18 protein-coding genes are annotated in these 16076 nt (G+C 70.4%); 16 read left to right on the top strand and 2 right to left on the bottom strand.

The features are described from left to right. Window positions 1-412: 412 nt before the first annotated feature. From fliQ to LRK53_RS14960, 14 genes are all read left to right on the top strand, one after another. Window positions 413-682, top strand: a complete 270-nt coding sequence (gene fliQ, locus LRK53_RS15025) for a flagellar biosynthesis protein FliQ (protein WP_027492106.1) — start codon at window positions 413-415, stop codon at window positions 680-682. Beyond that, window positions 679-1449, top strand: a complete 771-nt coding sequence (gene fliR, locus LRK53_RS15020) for a flagellar biosynthetic protein FliR (RefSeq protein WP_027492105.1) — start codon at window positions 679-681, stop codon at window positions 1447-1449. The genes fliQ and fliR overlap by 4 nt, the downstream gene beginning before the upstream one ends. Before the next feature lie 3 nt (window positions 1450-1452). Further along, window positions 1453-2589, top strand: a complete 1137-nt coding sequence (gene flhB / locus LRK53_RS15015) for a flagellar biosynthesis protein FlhB (RefSeq protein WP_027492104.1) — start codon at window positions 1453-1455, stop codon at window positions 2587-2589. A 15-nt stretch (window positions 2590-2604) separates the two neighbouring features. Continuing rightward, complete coding sequence (gene flhA, locus LRK53_RS15010; protein ID WP_027492103.1) at window positions 2605-4695, top strand: flagellar biosynthesis protein FlhA; 2091 nt, start codon at window positions 2605-2607, stop codon at window positions 4693-4695. 124 nt (window positions 4696-4819) lie between these two features. Next, window positions 4820-6082 carry a flagellar biosynthesis GTPase FlhF gene (gene flhF, locus LRK53_RS15005; protein ID WP_027492102.1) on the top strand — a complete coding sequence of 421 codons (1263 nt, stop codon included), beginning with the start codon at window positions 4820-4822 and terminating at the stop codon, window positions 6080-6082. Further along, entirely contained in the window at window positions 6079-7032 is a 954-nt protein-coding gene (locus LRK53_RS15000) for a nucleotide-binding protein (RefSeq protein ID WP_027492101.1), read from the top strand. The genes flhF and LRK53_RS15000 overlap by 4 nt, the downstream gene beginning before the upstream one ends. Beyond that, the gene (locus LRK53_RS14995) at window positions 7029-7757 is read left to right on the top strand and encodes an RNA polymerase sigma factor FliA (protein ID WP_027492100.1); all 729 of its coding nucleotides are present in this window, start codon (window positions 7029-7031) and stop codon (window positions 7755-7757) included. The genes LRK53_RS15000 and LRK53_RS14995 overlap by 4 nt, the downstream gene beginning before the upstream one ends. A 326-nt stretch (window positions 7758-8083) precedes the next feature. Beyond that, the gene (locus tag LRK53_RS14990; RefSeq protein ID WP_027492099.1) at window positions 8084-8491 is read left to right on the top strand and encodes a chemotaxis response regulator CheY; all 408 of its coding nucleotides are present in this window, start codon (window positions 8084-8086) and stop codon (window positions 8489-8491) included. Further along, a complete protein-coding gene (locus tag LRK53_RS14985; RefSeq protein WP_027492098.1) occupies window positions 8488-9129 on the top strand; it encodes a protein phosphatase CheZ in 642 nt (213 codons plus the stop codon). The genes LRK53_RS14990 and LRK53_RS14985 overlap by 4 nt, the downstream gene beginning before the upstream one ends. A gap of 11 nt (window positions 9130-9140) precedes the next feature. Continuing rightward, window positions 9141-11045 carry a chemotaxis protein CheA gene (locus LRK53_RS14980; protein WP_027492097.1) on the top strand — a complete coding sequence of 635 codons (1905 nt, stop codon included), beginning with the start codon at window positions 9141-9143 and terminating at the stop codon, window positions 11043-11045. 5 nt (window positions 11046-11050) lie between these two features. Next, entirely contained in the window at window positions 11051-11791 is a 741-nt protein-coding gene (locus LRK53_RS14975; RefSeq protein WP_027492096.1) for a flagellar motor protein, read from the top strand. Beyond that, the gene (motD, locus tag LRK53_RS14970) at window positions 11788-12798 is read left to right on the top strand and encodes a flagellar motor protein MotD (RefSeq protein ID WP_027492095.1); all 1011 of its coding nucleotides are present in this window, start codon (window positions 11788-11790) and stop codon (window positions 12796-12798) included. Before LRK53_RS14975 ends, motD begins: the two co-directional genes overlap by 4 nt. A gap of 37 nt (window positions 12799-12835) precedes the next feature. Further along, window positions 12836-13315 carry a chemotaxis protein CheW gene (locus LRK53_RS14965; protein ID WP_027492094.1) on the top strand — a complete coding sequence of 160 codons (480 nt, stop codon included), beginning with the start codon at window positions 12836-12838 and terminating at the stop codon, window positions 13313-13315. Next, on the top strand, window positions 13305-13652 hold the full coding sequence (locus tag LRK53_RS14960) for a DUF2802 domain-containing protein (RefSeq protein WP_027492093.1): 348 nt from the start codon (window positions 13305-13307) through the stop codon (window positions 13650-13652). The genes LRK53_RS14965 and LRK53_RS14960 overlap by 11 nt, the downstream gene beginning before the upstream one ends. Before the next feature lie 16 nt (window positions 13653-13668). On the opposite strand, the gene LRK53_RS14955 is transcribed toward LRK53_RS14960, so the two are convergent. Then, window positions 13669-13929, bottom strand: a complete 261-nt coding sequence (locus LRK53_RS14955) for a hypothetical protein (protein WP_027492092.1) — start codon at window positions 13927-13929, stop codon at window positions 13669-13671. Further along, window positions 13926-15068 carry a flagellar hook-length control protein FliK gene (fliK, locus tag LRK53_RS14950; RefSeq protein WP_027492091.1) on the bottom strand — a complete coding sequence of 381 codons (1143 nt, stop codon included), beginning with the start codon at window positions 15066-15068 and terminating at the stop codon, window positions 13926-13928. The genes LRK53_RS14955 and fliK overlap by 4 nt, the downstream gene beginning before the upstream one ends. Window positions 15069-15302: 234 nt before the next feature. Here fliK and LRK53_RS14945 point away from each other — a divergent pair, with 234 nt between their 5' ends. Then, on the top strand, window positions 15303-15698 hold the full coding sequence (locus LRK53_RS14945) for an STAS domain-containing protein (RefSeq protein WP_235642358.1): 396 nt from the start codon (window positions 15303-15305) through the stop codon (window positions 15696-15698). A 13-nt stretch (window positions 15699-15711) separates the two neighbouring features. Then, window positions 15712-16074 carry a response regulator gene (locus tag LRK53_RS14940; RefSeq protein ID WP_027492089.1) on the top strand — a complete coding sequence of 121 codons (363 nt, stop codon included), beginning with the start codon at window positions 15712-15714 and terminating at the stop codon, window positions 16072-16074. Window positions 16075-16076: the final 2 nt, after the last annotated feature.

The following is a 16076-nucleotide window of genomic DNA, read 5'->3' as shown; positions in this document are numbered from 1 at the left end:
CTACCCGGGGTCCCTTGCGCGGCGGTGAGGCGGGGTCGACAGGCCGCGCAGCGGGCGTTGCCAGGGATGGCAACGCCTTTTCGCGCGGGCAGGATGCCCGCTCGAAAAGCCCGGCCCCGGCTCACGGACTTGCCGGGCATGGCGAGGGCATGGATGCCCGAGTGGAGGCAACGCAGGAGCAGTTGCCCGAGCCCGGCAAGCGCCAAGCGGGGTGTCGTTTTCTCTTGGTTACTTCTCTTTTGGACAAGCAAAAGAGAAGTAACTCGGGCGCCGCAGGCGCACGAAAGCTCTTGGCTCTAAAAACTCTCACCTCGAACGAAGCAAGAGCATCGCGCACGAGTGCGCTCCTACAGGCGCAGGCACGACAGCTCTCCACCGCCGCTGCGGCGAAGCACGCCATTGGAACCCGCGCATGACCCCCGAATCCATCATGGAAATCGGTCAGCATGCGCTGTACGTGGCGATGCTGGTGGCCGCGCCGCTGCTGCTCGCCGCACTGGTGGTGGGTCTGCTGGTGGGCGTGATCCAGGCGGCCACGCAGATCAACGAGATGACGCTCAGCTTCATCCCCAAGCTGATCGCGATGGCGCTGGTGGCGCTGATCGCCGGGCCGTGGATGTTGCGCCTGCTGGTGCAGTACACCACGCAGCTGATCGAGAGCCTGCCGGGCGCAGTCAGATGACGGCGCTGGACCTGGCGCAGTTGCCGACGTGGCTGGGCAGCCTGTTCTGGGCGGTCGGCCGGGTGAGCGGGCTGTGCCTGGTGGCGCCGGTGTTCAGTGCGACGGTGGTGTCGGCGCGGATCCGTATCGGCGTGGTGGTGGTGCTGTCGCTGGTGCTGGCGCCGTTGGCGCCGGCGACGATCGATCCGCTCAGCGGCGACGGCGTGGCGACGATGGCGGGGCAGGTGCTGGTCGGCGCGGCGGTGGGCTTCGTGCTGAAGCTGGTGTTCGAGGCGGTGTCGTTCGGCGGCGAGCTGGTGGGACAGAGCATGAGCCTGGGTTTCGCCGAGGTGGTCAACCCGCAGGCCGGCGGCAGCGCGAACGTGCTGAGCGAGTTCTACCTGCTGCTGGTGACCCTGCTGTTCCTCGCGATGGACGGCCATCTGCGCCTGATCGCGCTGCTTGCCGACAGCTTCCACAGCCTGCCGCCGGGCATGCCAGCGATCGACGCCAGCGGCCTGCACGCGGTGGCCAGTTTCGCAGCAGAGCTGTTTTCCGGTGCCGTGCGCGTCGCCCTGCCGGCAATGACCTCGCTGCTGGTGGTGAACGTCGGCTTTGCCGCGATCAGCCGCGCGGCGCCGTCGATGAACCTGTTCGCGGTGGGTTTTCCGATCACCGTGTCGCTGGGTTTCATCGCCTTGTGGCTGGCGCTGCGCAGCTTGCCGGGCGCATTCGCGGCGTTGCAGGACGACGCCTGGTCGCTGATGCGCAACCTGCTGGGAGGTTGATCCGTGAGCGACGACAGCGACCAGGAAAAAACCGAACAGCCAACCGAGAAGAAACTTCGCGAATCGCGCGAGAAAGGCGAGGTCCCGCGCTCGCGCGACCTGTCCGGCGCCATGGTGGTGCTGGCCGGCGTGGCGGCACTGATGAGCGGTGGCGAGCAGGCGTTCGCGCATGCCAGGCGAATTTTCTCGCTGGGCATGCACTACTCGCGCGACGCCTTGTTCAGCGATGACCTGCCGGGCCGCACGCTGCATGCGGTGGTATACGAGGCGCTGGGACTGTTCTGGCCGGTGGCGCTGGCCACGATGCTGGCCACGCTGGCCGCGCCGCTGCTGCTGGGCGGGCTGAACTTCAGCGCGCAGGCGCTGCAGCCGAAATTCGAGCGGCTCGACCCGATCAAGGGACTGGGCAAGATTTTCGCCATGCGCGGTCTGGTCGAGCTGGGCAAGGCGCTGCTGAAGCTGCTGTTCATCGGTGCGGTGCTGGTGCTGCTGCTGCGGCACTGGCAGAGCGAGCTGCAAGCCACCGGCCGCGGCCCGGTGCTGGCCGGCATCGCGCAGTCGATCAGCCTGCTAGGCCGCGCCGCGCTGTGGTTCGGCTCCATGCTGGCGCTGATCGGTGGCATCGACGCGCTGTACCAGAAGTTCGACCACACGAAGAACCTGCGCATGACCCGGCAGGAGATCAAGGATGAGATGAAGGAAAGCGAGGGCAACCCCGAAATAAAGGGACGCATCCGCCAGGTGCAGCAGGCGCAGGCGCGCCGCCGCATGATGGAGGAACTGCCCAAGGCTGATGTGGTGGTGGTCAACCCCACCCACTTCGCGGTGGCCTTGCGCTACGACGAAGGCCGCACCGGCGCGCCGCGGGTGATCGCCAAGGGCGTCGACGTGCTGGCCCAGCAGATCCGCCTGGTGGCGGGCAGCCACCGCATCCCGCTGGTCGAAGCGCCGCCGTTGGCACGCGCCTTGTATGCCACGACTGAACTGGGCCGGGAAATCCCCGCCGCGCTGTATGTGGCGGTGGCCCAGGTGCTGGCCTACGTCTACCAGTTGAAGCAGGCCACGGCGCAGGGCGAGGCACCACCGGCAGCGCCAACCCCCGAGGTCGACCCCGACCTGATGGGGCCTTACCGCGAATAACGACGAGTCAAATCCATGACGGGTGCAGACGTACTAGGCAACTTCAAACAACTTGCGCGACGGGGTCTTGGCGCGCCAGTGATGATGCTGGTGATGCTGGCGATGCTGATGTTGCCGCTGCCGCCGTTCCTGCTCGACATGCTGTTCAGCTTCAACATCGCGCTGTCGCTGGTGATCCTGCTGGCGGTGGTCTACGTGATGCGCCCGCTGGAGTTCGCCGCGTTTCCCACCGTGGTGCTGATGGCGACCTTGCTGCGCCTGGCGCTGAACATCGCCTCCACCCGCGTGGTGCTGCTGCACGGCCACGACGGCCCCGGCGCGGCCGGCAAGGTGATCGAGGCGTTCGGCGAGTTCGTCATCGGCGGCAACTTCGCGGTGGGCCTGGTGGTGTTCGCGATCATCACCATCATCAACTTCGTGGTGGTCACCAAGGGCGCCACCCGCGTGTCGGAAGTGACCGCGCGGTTCACCCTGGACGCGATGCCCGGCAAGCAGATGGCGATCGACGCCGACTTGAACGCCGGCCTGCTGACCCAGGATCAGGCGCGCGAGCGTCGCCAGGAAGTGCGCGAGGAGGCGGACTTCTACGGCTCGATGGACGGCGCCTCGAAGTTCGTGCGCGGCGACGCCACCGCCGGCATCCTGATCCTCATCATCAACATCGTCGGCGGCTTCTTCGTCGGCGTGATGCAGCACGGCCTGTCGGCTGGCGAGGCGGCCAAGACCTATACCTTGCTGACCATCGGCGACGGCCTGGTCGCGCAGGTGCCGGCGCTGATGCTGTCGGTGGCGACGGCGATCATCGTCACCCGCGTGTCCAAGTCGCAGGACATGGGCAAGCAGGTGATCGGCCAGGTGTTCGGCCAGCCGCGCGCGCTCGGCGTGGCGGCGGCGGTGCTGACCGTGATGGGGCTGATCCCCGGCATGCCGAACGTGGCGTTCCTGCTGCTCGGCGCCAGCTGCGGCGGCGTGGCGTGGCTGCTGCTGAAGCGCGAGCGCGAAACGCGCGCCAGGCTGGCCGAGTCGACCGCCGAGAAGCCGGCCCCCACGGTGGCGCCCGAGCGCGTCGAGCTGGGCTGGGAAGACGTGGCCAGCGTCGATCCGCTGGGGCTGGAGGTGGGCTACCGGCTGATCCCCCTGGTCGACGTGCACCAGGGCGGCGAGCTGATGGGGCGGATCAAGTCGGTGCGCCGCAAGCTGTCGCAGGAGCTGGGCTTCCTGGTGCCGGCGGTGCATATCCGCGACAACCTCGACCTGGGCCCGAACACGTATCGCATCACCCTGATGGGCGTGCCGATGGGCGAGGCCGAGGTGCACAACGAGCGGCTGATGGCGATCAACCCCGGCCAGGTGCACGGCACGCTGCAGGGCATCGCCACGCAGGATCCGGCGTTCGGCCTGGAAGCGGTGTGGATCGAGAGCGGCCAGCGCGAGCTGGCGCAGAGCTACGGCTACACCGTGGTCGACCCGGCCACGGTGATCGCCACTCACCTGTCGCACATCCTGCAGGGCCACGCGCACGAACTGCTCAGCCACCAGGACGTGCAGCAGTTGCTGGACCGGCTCGCCGCCACCGCGCCGAAGCTGGTCGAGGACCTGGTGCCGAAGCGGCTGACGCTGGGCGTGGTGGTCAAGGTGCTGCAGAACCTGCTGGCCGAGCGGGTGCCGATCCGCAACATGCGCAGCATCGTCGAATCCTTGGCGGAGCACGCCGGGCAGAGTCAGGATCCCGGCGTTCTGACCGCCGCCGTACGCGTGGCGCTGGGCCGGCAGATCGTGCAGGAGATCACCGGGCTGGGCACCGAAGTGCCGGTGATCACGCTGGCGCCCGAGCTCGAACAGATCCTGCTGGGCTCGCTGTCCGGCGGCGGCGTGGCCGGCGCCGCGGTGGAACCGGGCCTGGCCGACCGCCTGCAGCAGAGCGTGGCCGATGCCGCGCGGCGCCAGGAGTTGAGCGGCGAACCGGCGGTGCTGCTGGTCGCACCGCTGCTGCGGCCATGGCTCGCACGCTTCACCCGCCACGTGGCACAAAACCTGCACGTACTCGCCTACAACGAAGTGCCCGACAACCGCCGGGTGCGACTGGTACAGGCCTTGGGGCGATGACTAGGAGCCGGGATTTGGGATTTGGGATTCGGGATTCGGAAAGAGCGGGTGCGCTACGAACTGGCGCGAACGGCTTTTGCGAATCCCGAATCCCGAATCCCGAATCCCGCTCGCGGAGCGAGCAATGAAAATCAAACGTTTCGTGGCGCCGGACATGCGCCAGGCGATGCGCGAAGTGCGCGAGGAGCAGGGACCGGAGGCGGTGATCCTGTCCACCCGCCGACTGGACGAAGGCATCGAGCTGGTCGCCGCGATCGACTACGACGAATCGCTGGTGCGCGAGGCCGTACGGCATGGCGCGCCGCTCGCCGCGGCACCAGCCGAGACGGAGGCGGCGACAGCCGATCCGCGTGCCGCCGCCGTCGAGGTGGTCGCGCCGCGTCAGCGCAAGGCCGCCGTGCCGCTGCCGGCGGCGCCGGCCAACGAGATGCCGGCGATGCGACCGCTGATGGAACAGGCGGCACAGGACACCGCGCAGCTGCGCAGCGAACTCGGCAGCCTGCGCGAGATGCTGGAGATGCAGCTGTCCAGCCTGGCCTGGAACGACATGGAGCGGCGCCAGCCGCTGCGCGCGCGGATCCTGCGCGAGATGACCCGGCTGGGCATCGAGCCCGACGTGGCGCGCACGCTGGTGGCCGGACTGCCCGAGCAGATCAACGCCGCGCAGGCGCGCTACCTGCCGCTGGGCATGCTCAGCCGCAGCCTGGCGGTGAGCGGCCGCGACCTGTCCGGCGATGACAATGGCGTCGTCGCGCTGGTCGGGCCGACCGGCGTGGGCAAGACCACCACCATCGCCAAGCTGGCCGCCCGCGCGGTGATGCGTCATGGCGCCGACCAGGTGGCGCTGGTCAGCACCGACCACTACCGCATCGGCGCCGCCGCGCAGCTGGAGCACTACGGCCGGCTGCTCGGCGCGCGGGTCTACCCGGCCTACGACGCGGCGAGCCTGCGCAAGGTGCTGGAGATGCTGCGCGGCAGCCATACCGTGCTGATCGATACCGCCGGCGTCGCCGGCAGCGACCCGCGGCTCAACCAGCAACTGGAAATCCTCGCCGACGCCGGCGGCCTGCGCACCTGTCTGGTGCTGGCGGCGAACGCGCAGTCGCAGGCGCTGGACGAGGCGGTGCGCGCCTACCTGCCGCTGAAACCGCAGGCCTGCATCCTGACCAAGCTGGACGAGGCGCCGGTGCTGGGCGGCGCGCTGTCGGTGCTGATCCGTCACCGGCTGCCGCTGGAGTACACCACCGACGGCCAGCGCGTGCCCGAGGACATCGCCGCGGCGGATGCGCGCGTGCTGGTGTGCCGCGCCGCGCAGTCGATGAGGCTGCCGGCGCCCGACGACGGCCTGATGGCCGAACGCTTCGGCTTCGCGGTGGCCGGCGCATGAGCGGAGTATTGGCGATGGATCAGGCTTCCGGGCTGCAGCAGATGTTGGCGGCGATGACCAGCCGGTCCGCCGCGGAGCCGCCGTCCGCGCACCAGGCCAGCAGCCTGCTGGCCGCGGCGCCTGTCGCGCGCCGGCACTGCCGCACGATCGCGGTGGCCGGCGGCAAGGGCGGCGTGGGCAAGAGCACGGTGGCGGTGAACCTGGGCGTGGCGCTGGCGGTGGCCGGGCGCGACGTGGTGCTGCTGGATGCCGACATGGGCCTGGCCAACGTCGACGTGATGCTCGGCCTGACGCCGTCGCGCCACATCGGCCACCTGCTCGACGGCGAGTGCACGCTGGACGAGTTGATGCTGAGCGCGCCGCGCGGCCTGCGCGTGGTGCCGGCCGGCTCCGGCGCGCGTCGGCTGGCGCAGCTCTCCAGCGGCGAGCATGCGGCGATCATCCGCGCCTTCGACGAACTGGCGCAGCCGCCGGAATACCTGCTGGTGGATACCGCCGCCGGCCTGTCGGACAACGTGACGATGTTCGCCGCGGCCGCCGCCGAGGTGATCGTGGTGGTGTGCGACGAGCCGGCGTCGCTGACCGACGCCTACGGCTTGACCAAGGTGCTCAGCCGCGACTTCGGCGTGCGGCGCATCCGCATGGTCGCCAACATGGTGCGCAACGAGGGCGACGCGCGGGCGCTGCACCAGAAGCTGGCGCGGGTCAGCGACCGCTTCCTCGACGTGGTGATCGAGTTCGGCGGCTGGGTGCCGCACGACGAGCGCCTGCGCCAGGCCATCCGCCGCCAAGGCGCGGTGGTCGACCTGTGGCCGTCCAGCCATTCCGCACTGGCATTCAAGCGATTGGCCACCGCGGCCGATAAGTGGGTGGAGCCCGACCGCGCAGGTCTCGACCGGATTGCTTTTTTTGCTGGCCGGACAACACCGGTGGGTGGGATGCCGAGATGAGCGTGGCTTCGGAATATCTGCAACTCTCCCGCGAGAGTGCCGACGAACTGGTGCGTCGGCACGCGCCGCTGGTGCGGAGGATCGCCTATCACCTGATGGGGCGGTTGCCGGCCAGCGTCGACGTGGGTGACCTGATCCAGGCGGGAATGATCGGTTTGCTGGAGGCGGCGCGCCATTTTGCCCACGACAAGGGGGCCAGCTTCGAGACGTATGCGGGCATCCGCATCCGTGGCGCCATGCTGGACGAATTGCGCCGCACCGACTGGACCCCGCGCTCGGTGCACCGCAAGACCCGCGAGGTGGCCGAGACGATCCGCCAGATCGAAACCGAGACCGGCGCCGAGGCGGACGACGCCGAGGTGATCCGCCGGCTCGGCATCAGCGCGGAGGAGTACCACCAGGTACTGGCCGACGCGGCCTGCGTGCGCCTGCTCAGCCTCACCGCGTCGGACGACGGCGAGGAAAGCACGGTGCTCGACGTGGTCGACGAAGGCAGCCTCGGGCCGGCCGAGAACGTCGAGCGCGACGGCATGCGCGAGGCGCTGGCCGGGGCGATCGGTGGCCTGCCCGAGCGCGAGCAGCTGGTGATGTCGCTGTACTACGAGCAGGAATTGAACCTCAAGGAAATCGGCGCCGTGCTCGGTGTGAGCGAGTCGCGCGTGTGCCAGATCCACGGCCAGGCGGTGATCCGGCTGCGTGCCCGGCTCACCGGGTGGCGAAGCTGAGAGCCTGTTTATGACCTCCAAGTACTCCGCGTTGTCATCGAGTGGCCGCCAGGTGGTAGTGCGTGGCGCAGCGCCTGACTGGCTGTCAGGCCAAGCCGCGCGCTGCCGCATGGCGGCCACTCGATGGCAACCCTTCGGGCCGGGTCTGTTTGCCCGCATGCCGGCGTCATCACTCGGTCGTGGACGGACGTCCACTCCCTCGTTCTTCCTTGGCCTGCGCGCAAACAGTTCCCGGCGCGGAGCACTTGGAGGTCATAAACAGGCTCTTAGAACCCCATGAATCCCCGCGGCCGGACCTCGGCCTGTACCGCACGTGGAGAAAGCGTTTGGACAAGAACATGAAAATCCTGGTGGTGGACGACTTTTCCACCATGCGTCGGATCGTCCGCAACCTGCTGGTCGAGCTTGGCTTCAGCAACCCGCTGATCCAGGAGGCCGACGACGGCGAGAGCGCGCTGGCGATGCTGCGCAGCCAGCCGTTCGACCTGGTGGTGACCGACTGGAACATGCCGAACATGACCGGCATCGACCTGCTGCGCGCGATCCGCGGCGAGGACGCGCTGAAATGCCTGCCGGTGCTGATGGTCACCGCGGAGAACAACCGTGACCAGATCATCGCCGCCGCACAGGCCGGCGTGAACGGCTACATCGTCAAGCCGTTCACCGCGGTCACGCTCAAGGAAAAGCTCACCAAGATCTTCGAACGGATCGCCGCCAGCGGAGTCAGCGCATGAACGTCACTTCACCCCTTGCCATCGACGAGATGCTGCCGCCGGAACTGCGTGATCTGCTGAACAGTCCCGAGGGCCCGGCGTTCGAGCAGGCGCTGGACGTGATGGTGCGCCAGCGCGAGCAGCGCCTGTTCCGCGCGCTCGGCCAGCTGGCCCGCGACCTGCACGACGCGGTGCGCCGGCTCGGCGGCGAACTGGCCCAGGAGGGCGTGCCCGGCATCGTGGCCGACGCGCGCCAGCATCTGCAGGACGTGCTGGAGATGAGCGCGCAGGCGGCCCACCGCAGCCTCGATTTCACCGATCGCATGCGGCCCCAGGCCGAATCGCTGACGCGCAACGCCGGCCAGGTGCTCGAGTGGACCAACGGCAACGACGCCGCCGCGGTGCTGGCGCGCGAGGCGGTGGCCTTCGCCGGCAGCTGCCGCGAAGGCCTGGCCGACATGGTGCTGGCGCAGTCGTGGCAGGACCTTACCGGGCAACGCATCAAGAAGGTCGCCAGCTTCATCGGCACGGTCGAATCCTCGTTGCTGGAACTGGTGCGGCTGACCGGCGCGCTGGCCGGCAGCGAGGCGCCGGCCAGCGCGGCCAAGGTGTCCAGTCAGGAGGATGCCGACCGCCTGCTGAGCGAATTCGGCTTCTGAGCGCACCGGCCATGGATGCGGAACTGGACAACGAGTTGCGCCAGGACTTCCTGGTCGAGGCGGGCGAACTGCTGCAGCGCCTGGACGAGCAGCTGGTCGGGCTGGAGGCGGCGCCGGGCGACGGCGAGCTGCTGAATGCCGTGTTCCGCGCCTTTCACACCGTCAAGGGCGGCGCCGGCTTTCTCGCCCTCGAGCCGATGGTGCTGCTGTGCCACCACGCCGAGGACTTGCTCAACGAGGCGCGCAACGGCAAGCTGGTGCTGGGCGCCGTGCAGATGGACGCGCTGCTGCACGCGCTGGACCTGCTCAACGGCATGATGGCCGCCGTGGGCGCCGCCGCGCCGCTGCAGATGCCGCCGCCGGCGTTGCTGGCCGCGCTGCTGCCGGAAGCCCGACCGGTGGCGGTCGCTGCGCCGGCGCCGCCGGTGGCCGCCGCCGGCGGCAGCATCGACGACAGCGAGTTCGAGGCGCTGCTGGACAGCATGTACGGCAACGCCGCGCCGGGCGCGGTTGCGCCGGCGCCGTTGCCCGCCGCGCCACCGGCGTCGGCGACGAGGACGATCGACGACGACGAGTTCGAGGCCCTGCTGGATACGCTGCACGGCAAGCCCGGCCAGCCGGCTGCGCCGATGCCGGCGCCGGTCGCCGTACCCGCGCCGGCCGCGCCCGGCACCCCGGCCAATGCCGCCACCACCACCCCGGCCGCGGCGCCCGCACACCACGCGGCGCCGGTGGAGAACAGCGTGCGGGTCGACACCGCGCGGCTGGACCTCCTGGTCAACCATGCCGGTGAACTGGTGCTGCTGCGCAACCGCCTGCTCAGCCTGGCCGCGCGCCACGGCAGCGAGGCCCTGGCCGCGGCGGCGAACGAGCTGGATCGGGTCACCGACGAGCTGCAGGGCGCGGTGATGGGCATGCGCATGCAGCCGGTGGGCCGGTTGTTCCAGCGCTTCCCGCGGATCGTGCGCGACCTGGCGCGCCAGCTCGGCAAGGACGTGGAACTGGTGCTGGAAGGCGAGGGCACCGACCTCGACCGCGGCCTGGTCGAGGCGCTGGCCGACCCGCTGATCCACCTGCTGCGCAATGCGCTCGACCACGGCGTGGAGCTGCCGGCCGAGCGCGAGCGGGCCGGCAAGCCGCGCAAGGGCCGCGTGTGCCTGTCGGCCAGCCAGCGCGGCGAGCGCATCGTGATCGCGGTGCGCGACGACGGTCGCGGCATGGACCCGGAGATCCTGCGCCGCAAGGCGGTCGAGAAGGGCGTGATCGACGCCGTGCAGGCCGCACGGCTGAGCGAGGCCGAATGCTATGAGCTGATCTTCCGCCCGGGTTTCAGCACCGCCGCGGTGGTGTCCGACATCTCCGGCCGCGGCGTCGGCATGGACGTGGTGAAGACCCGTGTGGCCGAACTCGGCGGCACCTTGCAGGTGCGCTCGCAGCTGGGCCACGGCAGCGAACTGGAGCTGACCGTGCCGCTGACCCTGGCGGTGCTGCGCGTGCTGATGGTGCGCGTGGACACGCGGCTGTTCGCGCTGCCGCTGGGCAACGTGGCGGAGGTGTTCGAGCTGGACGCGGGCCAGGACTGCCTGCTGGACGGCCGCCTGGTCGCCCGCCATCGCGGCCGCGCGCTGCCGCTGCTCGACCTCACCGGCTGGGCCGGGGCGCCGGCGGCGGCGGGCCGCCACGTGGTGGTGCTGCACATCGGCCACCGGCGGCTGGGTTGCCTGGTGCACGAGGTGCTCGGTCGCGAGGACGTCATCGTCAAGCCGCTGGGGCCGCTGTTCGGCGGCGTGCCGGGCATCGCCGGCGCCACCGTCACCGGCGATGGCCGGCTGGCGCTGGTGATGGACCTGGCTAGTCTGGCCGGCCTGGCCGGTGACGACGACCAACCTTCCACTTCACTGCAATCGACCGGCTGATCGGCATGGATCTGGTAAGCATCATCGGCACCATTCTGGCCTTCGTGGTGATCATCCTCGGCACCATCCTGAAGGGCTCCACCGTGGGTGCGCTGTGGAACGCCGCGGCGTTCGTGATCGTCTTTGCCGGCACCGCCGCCGCCTTGCTGGTGCAGACCCAGGGCAAGGTGCTCAGGCATGCGTTCAAGATGCTTTCGATGATCTACCGGCCGCCGCAGCACCAGCCGGGCGACCTGATCAGCCGCATCGTCGGCTGGAGCGAGATCTCGCGCCGGCAGGGCCTGCTCGGGCTGGAACCGCAGATCGAGGCGGAGCCCGACCCGTTCGTCAGCAAGGGGCTGCAGCTGCTGGTCGACGGCGGCGAGCCGGAGGCCATCCGCAGCGTGCTCGAGGTGGACCTGGAAACCCGCGAGTCGATCGACCTGGCCGGCGCCAAGGTGTACGAGATGGCCGGCATCTACTCGCCCACGCTGGGCATCATCGGCGCGGTGATGGGGCTGATGGCGGTGATGCAGAACCTGGCCGACCCGAGCAAGCTCGGCCACGGCATCGCCGCCGCGTTCGTGGCCACCATCTATGGCGTGGCGCTGGCCAACCTGTTCATGCTGCCGATGGCGGCACGGCTGAAGGGCCTGATCAGTAAACAGACGCGGATGCGCGAGATCCTGATCGAGGGCCTGGTGTCGATCGCCCAGGGCGACAACCCGCGGCAGATCGAGGCGCGCCTGCAGGGTTATGTCCCATGAGGAGGCGACGGCACGAGGAGCACCAGAACCACGAGGCCTGGGCGATTCCCTACGCCGACCTGATGACCCTGCTGCTGGCGTTCTTCGTGGTGATGTACGCGGTCTCGGTGGTCAACGAGGGCAAGTTCCGGGTCATGTCCGAGTCGCTGATCGAGGCGTTCAACGGCTCCAGCCGCGCCATCGCGCCGCTGCCGCCGACCAAGATCCGGCCGCACAACATCGCCCCGGCGATCGCCGCGCCGAGCGGGCAGTCCGGTTCGTCGATCGTGCCGATCGCGGTGCCCATCCCGCCGCATCCGGTGCCGGCCAGCGGCGGCAGCGGGCGCGAAGCGGGCCACAAGGCGAAGCCGCCGGAAACCCTGGGGCGCATCGAGGACCAGGTGCGCAAGGCGCTGCAGCCGCTGATCGACCGCAAGCTGGTGGTGGTGCGGCACAAGCCCGACTGGCTGGAGATCGAGATCCGCACCGACATCCTGTTCCCCAGCGGCGTGGCGCAGCTGTCGGAGCCGGCCACCGAGGTGCTGCACGACCTGGCGGCGATCCTGGCCAGCTTCGGCAACCCGCTGCGGGTGGAAGGCTTCACCGACGACATGCCGATCAGCAACACGCTGTACCCGTCGAACTGGGAACTGTCGGCGGCGCGCGCGGCCAGCGTGGCGCGGCTGTTTTCCACCAGCGGGATCGCCCCCGCGCGACTGGGCATCATCGGCTGGGGCGAGACGCGCCCGATCGCCGACAACGCCACCGTGGAGGGCCGCAACCAGAACCGGCGCGTGGTGGTGGTGGTGATGAGCGACCACCCGACCGCGCCGCGCGACCACGCCGCCCCGGAGAACGTCGGCCAGCTCGCCGGCCTGGCGGACCCGCCGCCGACGTCCGACGTGCTGCCCACCGTGCGCGTCACCAGTGGCGAGCCGGCCACCGCGCGCGCGCCGGCGGACGCCGCGGGAACTCCCGCGCCGTCACCGGTCGCCGGCAGTGCGCACCAGGCCGGCATGAGCAAGTGAAGCCGATGAATGCCTTACCCGGCCAAGGAGCACAAGCATGAGCGCCACCGCCCCCGCGTCCGCGTCGCCCGCCCGCCACTGGCTGTCGTTCCGCATCGGCGCGCAGCTGTATGCAGCGCCGCTGGACGAGGTCGGCGAAGTCATCCGCGACGGCGACCTGACCCCGGTGCCGGGCGCCGCCGCCGACCTGCTCGGCGTACGCCACCTGCGCGGGCGCATCGTGCCGGTCATGGACGGCCGCCGCCGGCTCGGCCTGCCGGCGCTGCCGGAGGCCAACCCGGCAAGCGTGCGCGTGGTGATGTTGTCGCAGGCGGGCCAGCGGGTCGGCCTGCGCGTGGATGCGGTCGGCGAGCTGCTGTGCAGTGACGGCATCGACATCGCGCCGCCGCCGCCGGGTCGCGCCAGTCGCGACGACGACCCGGTCAGCGGCGTGCTGGCCTGGCAGGGCGGTTTCGTGGCCCTGCTCGACGTGCGCCGGCTGTGCCGGGCGGACGATGGCGGCAGCCATGTGGCTTGAGCTTGGCGTGGCCGTGCTGCTGCTGTTGGCGCTGGCGCAGTCGTTGCTGCTGTGGCATGGCGGGCGCCAGTTGCGCGAGCTGCAGCGGCGCGTCGCTGCGCTGTCGCACGAGGCGGGCTTCGCCTGCACCGACGTGCCGACCTCGATGCTGGTGACGGTGCTGGGGCGGCTGGAGCGCCAGCTCGGCCGGGCCGAACAGCCGCCGCTACGGCAGTCCTATGAACTGGCCCAGCGGCTGGCGCGCGAAGGCGCCGACGTCGAGCAACTGGTCAGCCGCTGCGGCCTGTCGCGCGACGAGGCGAAGCTGGTGCTGCAGATGCATCCGGCCGGTTCCTGAACGTGGATCGGGGCGGTCATTCTTCCGCCGCGTCGTACACCGCGGCCAATACCGAGGCCGCTGCCGCGTAGAGCAACGCCGGCACGTCATCGCGCAGGCGCAGCGAAGCCAGCAATGCGGCGATCTGCGGATCGTGATGCAGCGGCAGGCCCAGCACCTGCGCGCGTGCCAGCAGCGCTTCCAGTGCCTCGGGCGGCATCGGCCTGGTCTCGGCCTGGTTGGCGCCGGCCAGCCGCAGGCTGACTCGGCGCGGGGGCGAGTAGGGCGGCGCGTTCATGCGGTGGCCTGCAGCAGCACGGCGCTGTGCCGGCCCGGCGGTTGCGGCAGGCCGACCTGGCAGCTCAGCTGGTCGAGCAGTACGCCGCAGGCGGCCAGCCGCTGGCGCAGTGGGCCGAACTGGCGTTCCAGCCGCTGCGCGGTTTCCATCTGCTCGGCCCACAGGCGTACCGTCAGCCGCGGTTCGCGCAGTTGCAGCTCGCCCTGCAGCGGGCCCAGCGCGGGCAGGTCCAGCGCGAAACCGAGCGTCCAGCCGTGGCCGCCGTCGGCGGGATCGATGCTGAGCTCCAGCTGCAGTTGCAGCACGTCGCGGCCATCCTCGCCCTGCAGCGGAATCTCGATCATCCAGGCTGGCAGCGGGCTGGCGCTGGCGTCCAGCTGGGCCACCTCCACCCGCGCCAGCGCCGCCTTCACCTCGCCATGCAGGCGGTCCAGCAGCGGACCCACGCCATCGTCGGCGGGCGCCAGCGGCAGCGGCACGCGCGGCTGCGCATGCATGCCACGCTGCAGCATCGGCGGCGCGGCATCGTTGCGGTTGGCTGGCACGGGCGCCGGCGCGCGACGGTCGAGCAGCGCGGCCAGGCGCAGCAGCGCGCCTTTCCAGTCGTCCTCGGCCAGCGCTGCCAGGTTGCCGTGCGGGCTGGCCAGGCGCGACTCGAAAAACAGTCCGCTGCGATTGATGGCCTCGCGCAGGCCTTCGCCACGGGTGATTTCGGCCGGCGTGCGCAGCGATTGCTCGAGCAGCGCCAGCGCCGTGCGCAGCTCCGGCGGCAACTGGCGCAGCACCGGTCGTTGCGCCAGCGTGCCCAGCGTGGCGAGCAGCGGCGCGTAGCCGTTCTGCTGCGGCAGGCGCTCGCGCAGCACGCGCTGGAAGGTGGCGTCGGCCGGCTGCGGCAGCATCTCCAGTTGCGGCTGCGCGCCCAAGCTCAGCACGCGCACCTGGAACTGCGCCGGCAACTGGCCGCCGGGCAGCTCCGTCTCCACCGCGAGCGCGCCAACCTGCAGCACCAGCAGGCCCTGCGGATTCACCCCCAGCGGGCGCGCCGACAGCACCGTGCCGATGCGCCAGCTTTGCGCCGTGGTGCCGGAGGCGGCACCGGCCCAGGTGAGGGCGGCCAGGCTGGTCGGTTGGATGATCAAGTCGGTTCCTGCGCGCGGGGCGGTGGGCGATCGGGTCCGTCCTGCAGGACATCGGCCGCGCGCGGCCGAACTTGAGCCGCGGTCGGCAGCGGACGCACGGCGGATGCGCCACCGGCATTTTCGCTCGCCATTGCTGCGCAAGCAGGGATTCAGTGCCGTTGTCCTGCAAGGGTCTGCAGGCGGCCTTCGCCTGGGTGACGAAGGTTGCCGAGGCGCCCTAAAGCGATCGCGCCGGTGGCCGATAAGCAATTCGTCAGCGCCAACGAGCGCGCGTGGAGCGGCGGCATGGCCGGCAAACGAGCGGCGACGCAGAAACAGGACGAGCGGCCAGCGGCGCCGGACGGCGCGGCCGCGGTGGTGCTGCCCGCGGACTGCCGCCTCGCCGCCCAGGCCGCGCTGCAGGCGGAGCTGGTCGGAGCGCTCGAACGCGGCGCCGGTGTGGTGCTGGACGCCAGCGCGGTGGAGCGCGTCGACACCGCGGCGCTGCAGTTGCTGGTGCTGCTGCGGCGTGAGCTTGCGTCACGCGACGGCGCGCTGGCGTGGCGTGGCGCGAGCGCGGCTTTCAACGAGGCGGCCGGCCTGCTCGGCCTGGCGCGGATTCTGGAACTGCCGGCCGCGGGGCCGGCCTGAACGAGGTGGCAGCATGGCAAAGATTCTTGCGGTGGACGATTCGGTTTCGATGCGCGGCATGGTGGCGTTCACCCTGCGCGGCGCGGGACACGAGGTGGCCGAGGCCGAGAACGGGCAGCTGGCGCTGGACGTCGCGCGCGGCAGCTCGTTCGACCTGGTGCTGGCCGACGTCAACATGCCGGTGATGGACGGCATCGCGATGGTGCGCGAGCTGCGTGCGATGGATGCCTACAAGGGCGTGCCGATCCTGATGCTGACCACCGAGTCGCACACCGAGAAGAAGATGGAAGGCAAGGCGGCCGGCGCCACCGGCTGGCTGGTCAAGCCGTTCGATCCGGAACAGCTGCTGGCCACCGTCAAGCGCGTGCTGGGCTGAGG

It is taken from the genome of Rhodanobacter thiooxydans (assembly GCF_021545845.1).
Taxonomy (GTDB): domain Bacteria; phylum Pseudomonadota; class Gammaproteobacteria; order Xanthomonadales; family Rhodanobacteraceae; genus Rhodanobacter.
Note: the sequence above shows the minus strand (reverse complement) of the source record. Positions and strands in the feature narration are given on the sequence as shown.

What these genes read in the sequence shown, in the direction of transcription:
- LRK53_RS14980 (WP_027492097.1), top strand. Translation starts at nt 9,141, where the DNA reads ATGGATGCGGAACTGGACAACGAGTTGCGCCAGGACTTCCTGGTCGAG.
- motD (WP_027492095.1), top strand. Translation starts at nt 11,788, where the DNA reads ATGAGGAGGCGACGGCACGAGGAGCACCAGAACCACGAGGCCTGGGCG.
- fliQ (WP_027492106.1), top strand. Translation starts at nt 413, where the DNA reads ATGACCCCCGAATCCATCATGGAAATCGGTCAGCATGCGCTGTACGTG.
- LRK53_RS15000 (WP_027492101.1), top strand. Translation starts at nt 6,079, where the DNA reads ATGAGCGGAGTATTGGCGATGGATCAGGCTTCCGGGCTGCAGCAGATG.
- flhF (WP_027492102.1), top strand. Translation starts at nt 4,820, where the DNA reads ATGAAAATCAAACGTTTCGTGGCGCCGGACATGCGCCAGGCGATGCGC.
- LRK53_RS14955 (WP_027492092.1), bottom strand. Translation starts at nt 13,929, where the DNA reads ATGAACGCGCCGCCCTACTCGCCCCCGCGCCGAGTCAGCCTGCGGCTG.
- LRK53_RS14975 (WP_027492096.1), top strand. Translation starts at nt 11,051, where the DNA reads ATGGATCTGGTAAGCATCATCGGCACCATTCTGGCCTTCGTGGTGATC.
- LRK53_RS14940 (WP_027492089.1), top strand. Translation starts at nt 15,712, where the DNA reads ATGGCAAAGATTCTTGCGGTGGACGATTCGGTTTCGATGCGCGGCATG.
- LRK53_RS14965 (WP_027492094.1), top strand. Translation starts at nt 12,836, where the DNA reads ATGAGCGCCACCGCCCCCGCGTCCGCGTCGCCCGCCCGCCACTGGCTG.
- fliR (WP_027492105.1), top strand. Translation starts at nt 679, where the DNA reads ATGACGGCGCTGGACCTGGCGCAGTTGCCGACGTGGCTGGGCAGCCTG.
- flhA (WP_027492103.1), top strand. Translation starts at nt 2,605, where the DNA reads ATGACGGGTGCAGACGTACTAGGCAACTTCAAACAACTTGCGCGACGG.
- LRK53_RS14985 (WP_027492098.1), top strand. Translation starts at nt 8,488, where the DNA reads ATGAACGTCACTTCACCCCTTGCCATCGACGAGATGCTGCCGCCGGAA.
- LRK53_RS14995 (WP_027492100.1), top strand. Translation starts at nt 7,029, where the DNA reads ATGAGCGTGGCTTCGGAATATCTGCAACTCTCCCGCGAGAGTGCCGAC.
- LRK53_RS14960 (WP_027492093.1), top strand. Translation starts at nt 13,305, where the DNA reads ATGTGGCTTGAGCTTGGCGTGGCCGTGCTGCTGCTGTTGGCGCTGGCG.